Origin of the sequence: Pseudomonas sp. FFUP_PS_473, from assembly GCF_002858665.1 — a bacterium.
Lineage (GTDB): Bacteria > Pseudomonadota > Gammaproteobacteria > Pseudomonadales > Pseudomonadaceae > Aquipseudomonas > Aquipseudomonas defluvii.
The window spans coordinates 1-5,124 of the sequence record NZ_PJQQ01000071.1; the positions used below are offsets into that span (position 1 = coordinate 1).

Sequence of the window (5,124 nt, forward strand, 5' to 3'; positions counted from 1 at the left end):
CGGCATCTCGTTCAATTTCGGAATTAGCGCGCTCCGATTTTTTAACTAGCTGTTGCACTTGCTCCTTGAGGCCGCCGACCCGAGTGGTACCGCCCTGATGCTCAGCCATTATCGATGCCCACTTTCGTGAGCCCGCCAAGATCTCTTCATCCCAAGGGACAACGAGCATGAAGTTGTGCAAATCCAAGCTCTCCACTGGAAGGGTGACGCTTCTTGAATAGCGGCTGGAAATGAACAGGGCGTGCCCAATCCGGCCAAGCCTTTCAAACCTATACGTAGGATGGCGATCAAGCGCGCCTTTATCATCTGGGCTCACCAAAGCGATACCCACATCGACTTCACACTCAGAAAGCATCTGCGTTGTGCATTCTGAATGGATTTCCAGCTGCATTTCGGCATGATCACGCACGTAGGCGACTAGATCGCGGTTTACGATGTCGTTCAGCACTGGCTCTGTGATCGCGATGGTAAGCCTGGGGACTTCCTTTTCACCGGACTTGCCAAGGCCGTCTGGGCCGAAGAGCTGGCACAGGTAATGGCTGACCCTCTCGCCTGTGCGGGTCAGGGCAAGCTTGTTGTGTTTGTAGACAAACACGGGAGCACCAATGTGCTCTTCCAGTTTCTCCAAGCGTTTCCGCAGGCCTACCACTGGCACATTGAGCCCTCGGGCAGCCTGTTTGAAACTGGCACAACGTGCTGTTGCGAAAAACTCTACGGCCAGCTGATCATCAATTGGCAAATCATCCAATATGTCAGGGCTGTAAGGAACAACGCTGCTTGTATATGTTTCATTTTGTGTAACCATTAGGTCCCCCTTAATTCGGGGAATCTATCTCAATGCCACCCGGTGTTTCCTTATCTTGTCAACATTGTAATCCACGGGTCATGCATGCGTTATCGGAAGGCTTTTATTTCGAAAGCGTAATTTTCAGGCAATCCCTCTGATATTGTAGCGTGCTAGCCTAGTGCGCCGACTTGTTACTTACCATATATAGATTCGGCTAATTACGCATTTACATTTAGTTCACTATTTTTTCACCTTTGCCTCCATAGGCTTTGGGCATGGAAAATCAAACCCCACCTCTTACTACCTTACTGATTCGTTATCTGGGGATCGGCTTCATAGCAACGGGAGTCCATTATGCGGTGTTCCTATTGCTGGTTACGACAGAATTCGTTACTCCGTTACTGGCCAGTATCTGTGGCGGCATGGTTGGCGCAATCGCGAGCTTCATTGGAAATAGGGCGCTCTGTTTTGTGGCAGATGGCTCTCGTAAGTTTCAGCCTGTCAGGTTTGCACTGGTCGCGTTAACCACAAACTTCGGCAATGGCGTGGGTATGTGGTTCCTCATCAAGTCGAATCTGTCACCGCTCATCTCCCAAGTCGTAGTGACCTTAAGCCTCACTGCACTTGGATTCATTGCACATCGTTTTTGGACATTCAATCATGCAGACATTACATCGCTTTCCCGAGCGCCCTGATCCCTTGTTAACCATCGTGGTCCCTTGCTTCCAGGAAGAGGAAACCATCCCCGAGTTCCACCAGCGAATCACCCGCGTGGTGAAGCGCTTACCCGTCTCCTGCGAAATCCTCTATGTCGACGACGGCAGTAATGACCGGACGGCCGACATTCTTCGCCACTATCAGGATGGGTCATCTGTACGTTGCCTGTCCCTGAGTCGCAACTTCGGCAAAGAGGCTGCACTGAGCGCCGGGATAGACCATGCCCGTGGCAGTGCGCTGATCTTCATTGATGTCGACCTGCAGGATCCACCAGAGCTCATCGCGGCCATGGTGGACTACTGGCAACGCGGCTACGACGTGGTGAACATGCAGCGCAACCTGAGAATCGGTGATTCGTGGTTCAAGCGCATGAGTGCCCGGGCTTACTACTGGGTCATGCAGCGCCTGGTGGAGAAGGTGGACATGCCGGCCGATGTCAGCGATTTCCGATTGATTGGGCCTGCGCCGCTGGCAGCCCTGCGGGCCCTGGATGAACGCTCCAGGATTCTCAAAGGCATGATCGGCTGGGTAGGCTTTCGTACCATCGAACTGCCCTACAATCGCACTGTTCGCCATGCCGGGAGCACCAAATGGAATGCAGCTGGCCTGTTCAATCTGGCCATCGAGAGCATCGTCAGCTTCTCTCGCAAACCACTGCGCATTTTCAGCCTCATCAGTTTCGGTCTTTTCGTCTCCAGCATCTGCTACATGCTTGCGTCGCTTGTGGCAGGCAGTTTCGACATCCATCACCTGATCGTCGGAATGGCTTCATTCATGTGCGTCGGTGTCGCCATGGTGGGGGAGTACCTGGGCGTGACACTCGCGGAAGTGAAGCGCCGGCCTCTCTATTTCCTGAAGCACAGCAACAAGGCAGATCCCGTGTCACTCCACCCTTCGATGGCTTCGATCGAGGGTAAGAAATGCTGAACCTGAAGAACGAGAGGACGCTGTGGTGGGTCCTGGGTTCGATTTTGCTATTGCGTTTGGTGGGGCTGGGCATCTACCCGCTGATGGACACATCTGAGGCCCGTTACGCTGAAATGGCTCGCAAGATGGTCGAGTTGAATGACTGGATCACGCCCATGTTCGACTACGGGGTACCGTTCTGGGGCAAGCCTCCGTTGTCCTTCTGGACCCAGGCCGCGAGCATGACGGTCTTCGGCGTTAACGAGTTCGCTGCGCGCTTCCCAGCGTGGCTACTCCACCTGGCAAGCTGTTTCATCATCATCAAACTCGGCACGCAGCAGATTTCTCGTAACGCCGGCATCTGGGCTGCCATTATTTTTTCCAGCACCACACTTGGCCTGGTCTCCAGCGGTGTTGTGCTGACTGACCCTGTTTTGTCGTTCTCGATTCTGCTGGCCAGCTACGGTTTCTGGCGTTGGATGAAGTGCGCCAGCAAGGCGGATGCCTACCTGATGTTCGCAGGTCTCGGGCTGGGCTTGCTTGCCAAAGGGCCGCTGACCCTGGTGCTTATGGGGGCGCCGGCATTCGCCTGGTTCGTTATCTACAAGGAATGGGGACGGGTACTGAGGCTTCCCTGGATTAGCGGCCTTGTACTCATGTTCGGTATATCCGTGCCATGGTATGTCGCGGCCGAGATGAAAACGCCCGGCTTCATGGAGTACTTCTTCGTTGGTGAGCACTGGAGCCGCTACGTCGTCAGTAACTGGGCAGGGGACCTCTATGGTAGTGCTCATGCCAAGCCGTACGGCAGCATCTGGATCCAGCTCGGATTGTCGCTACTGCCATGGGCCTTGTTTCTACCACTGTTGATCCGCAAGCGTGGATCGATGCAGCGCTTCAAAGCCTACCTCTGGCTGTGGGCCTTGGCGACACCGGTCTTCTTCACATTTGCAGGCAACATTCTGTGGACCTACCTGCTACCCGCGCTGCCAGCGTGGGCATTGCTGCTGTCTGCACGGGTCAGCGAAGTTGGCCCGAAGACCACCTGGGCTGCCGCTGCGAGCGCATTGGTGTTGCCAATCATCGGTGCGGGCATCATCTACGCCGGGGTACTAGAGGAGCGCCCTCAGAATCAGCGGGATGTGGTTCAAGCCTGGCTCAATGTGCAGTCTGCTCATTCCGCTCCCCTGATCTATCCTGGCCGCCGCTCATACTCGTCGGAGTTTTACAGCAGCGGGAAGTCCGAGAACATCAAGGATCCTGCCAAGTGGCCGCGGGATGGCTCGTTCTATCTGTCCAGGCGCTTGCGAGACAGCAAGGATGGTCTGCCCGCTGATCTAGCTTGCACATCGATCACCGAAGCGAACGCCAGCCAGCTCCTGCTGTGCCATTGGAAACGCCCCGCACAAGGTGCCGAGGGTCTGGCCGGAGAAAGCAATGCGGAAACGCCTCGCAAGAACGAAGGCTAAATTCCAAGCACAAAAAAGCCAGGTTTTACCCTGGCTTTTTTGTCGATTTCTTTCGTCATTTGAAGTCCTATTTAACCGCCGATTAATTGTCGGCTTGTTCCTTACCATCCTTGCTTTCTTTCTTTTGCTCTTGAGCGACTTGTTGTTTGTTCTGGTCCGAAGAGTCATCGCTCCATAGGCGAGCCTGTTCGGTTCGGAAGTTCTCGTTGAACTGTTTCGTTCGCTCGAAGCCGCCTTCAGCGTAAGCGGTACCCATGAGACCCAGCAGCAGGCTGCCAATAGCGATAGATTTGACAAATTTCATTGTGAACCTCGGTTCATACTAGGCCAACCTGATTAGCGGCCTTTGTTGGTTTGTAGTTTAGGAACGCGAAGCTAACGACAAGGTGAGTCAATAATTACAATTCCGTAATTTTGGCTGCAGATAGGATGCGTTAAATCTTCAAATCTGGAAGGATCATGTCTATCTCGGCACTGTCGAGGGCGACTTCGAATTTTCTCTTAAATTACAATTTTGATATCTAGCGCGTTAATTCAGCGCGGCGTTGTTGGCCGCCCTAGGAGATAGCCATGAATGACATAGAGCCCTGGGCAGTTGCTATCGGTGACTTTCGCCGCTGCACTGAAAAACTCACTGTCCAGCTCGATGAGCTGACCTCGCAGACGCGCACCTCCAGCGCTGTTCTGGAGAGGTCGAACGAACTGGTGGAGCAGGTGGACGCTGTCGGCCGGCAGATTCAGGAGGAGGTGCGAAAGGCGGAGAAGGCTTGGTCGAACGCGGAGGAGGTTGCCTTGCGCGCCGCTGCATCAGCGTATTCAGCTGCATGCCGCGGAGTCGACACCGCCATCCAGCCACTGATCTCGGAGCTTACAGCAGCGACAAAGGCGGCGGACGCCTCTATCCAGGAGCTCAAGCGGGCACCGGTGCTGGCCAAGCGTTATGTGATGGTGGTCGCCACGGCGTTCTTCATTCTGGCGCTGATCTGTGTCTACTCGACCATGCGCCTGATCGATGCCGCCGGCAGCGTAAGTGCTCAAGAGAAAGTGAATGCTCAGTACTTCTCACACCTGTGGAAAAACGCCAATCCTGACGAACAGAAGATTATTAAGTCGGTGATTCTGCGGTCGCCCATGGACCCTGTGGTCCTTCGGCACTGATGCATTGAGGCAATCGAGTAGGAGGCGAGTTCACACCCGCCGTCCTCTCACACCACCGTGCGTACGGTTCCGTACACGGCGGTTCAG

At 54.5% G+C, this 5,124-nt stretch carries 6 protein-coding genes; 4 read left to right on the forward strand and 2 right to left on the reverse strand.

Annotated elements, in window-relative coordinates; translation table 11 throughout:
* The coding region (locus tag CYD26_RS24460) for a LysR family transcriptional regulator (RefSeq protein WP_178081740.1) at positions 1-805 on the reverse strand (805 nt) is incomplete at its 3' end.
* A gap of 257 nt (positions 806-1,062) precedes the next feature.
* Here CYD26_RS24460 and CYD26_RS24465 point away from each other — a divergent pair.
* Genes CYD26_RS24465 through CYD26_RS24475 form a run of 3 tightly spaced genes read left to right on the forward strand, consistent with a single transcriptional unit; the run spans position 1,063 to position 3,879 of the window.
* Positions 1,063-1,482: a GtrA family protein gene (locus CYD26_RS24465; protein WP_010951446.1), complete on the forward strand. Its 420-nt coding sequence runs from the start codon at positions 1,063-1,065 to the stop codon at positions 1,480-1,482.
* On the forward strand, positions 1,448-2,431 hold the full coding sequence (locus CYD26_RS24470; RefSeq protein ID WP_010951445.1) for a glycosyltransferase family 2 protein: 984 nt from the start codon (positions 1,448-1,450) through the stop codon (positions 2,429-2,431). The genes CYD26_RS24465 and CYD26_RS24470 overlap by 35 nt, the downstream gene beginning before the upstream one ends.
* Positions 2,425-3,879 (forward strand): phospholipid carrier-dependent glycosyltransferase, encoded by a 1,455-nt coding sequence (locus CYD26_RS24475; RefSeq protein ID WP_010951444.1) that lies wholly within the window; start codon positions 2,425-2,427, stop codon positions 3,877-3,879. The genes CYD26_RS24470 and CYD26_RS24475 overlap by 7 nt, the downstream gene beginning before the upstream one ends.
* 82 nt (positions 3,880-3,961) lie before the next feature.
* Here CYD26_RS24475 and CYD26_RS24480 read toward each other — a convergent pair whose 3' ends face one another.
* Positions 3,962-4,183 carry a hypothetical protein gene (locus CYD26_RS24480; RefSeq protein ID WP_010951443.1) on the reverse strand — a complete coding sequence of 74 codons (222 nt, stop codon included), beginning with the start codon at positions 4,181-4,183 and terminating at the stop codon, positions 3,962-3,964.
* 266 nt (positions 4,184-4,449) lie between these two features.
* Here CYD26_RS24480 and CYD26_RS24485 point away from each other — a divergent pair, with 266 nt between their 5' ends.
* A complete protein-coding gene (locus CYD26_RS24485; RefSeq protein ID WP_010951442.1) occupies positions 4,450-5,037 on the forward strand; it encodes a hypothetical protein in 588 nt (195 codons plus the stop codon).
* The last annotated feature ends 87 nt before the right edge of the window (positions 5,038-5,124 follow it).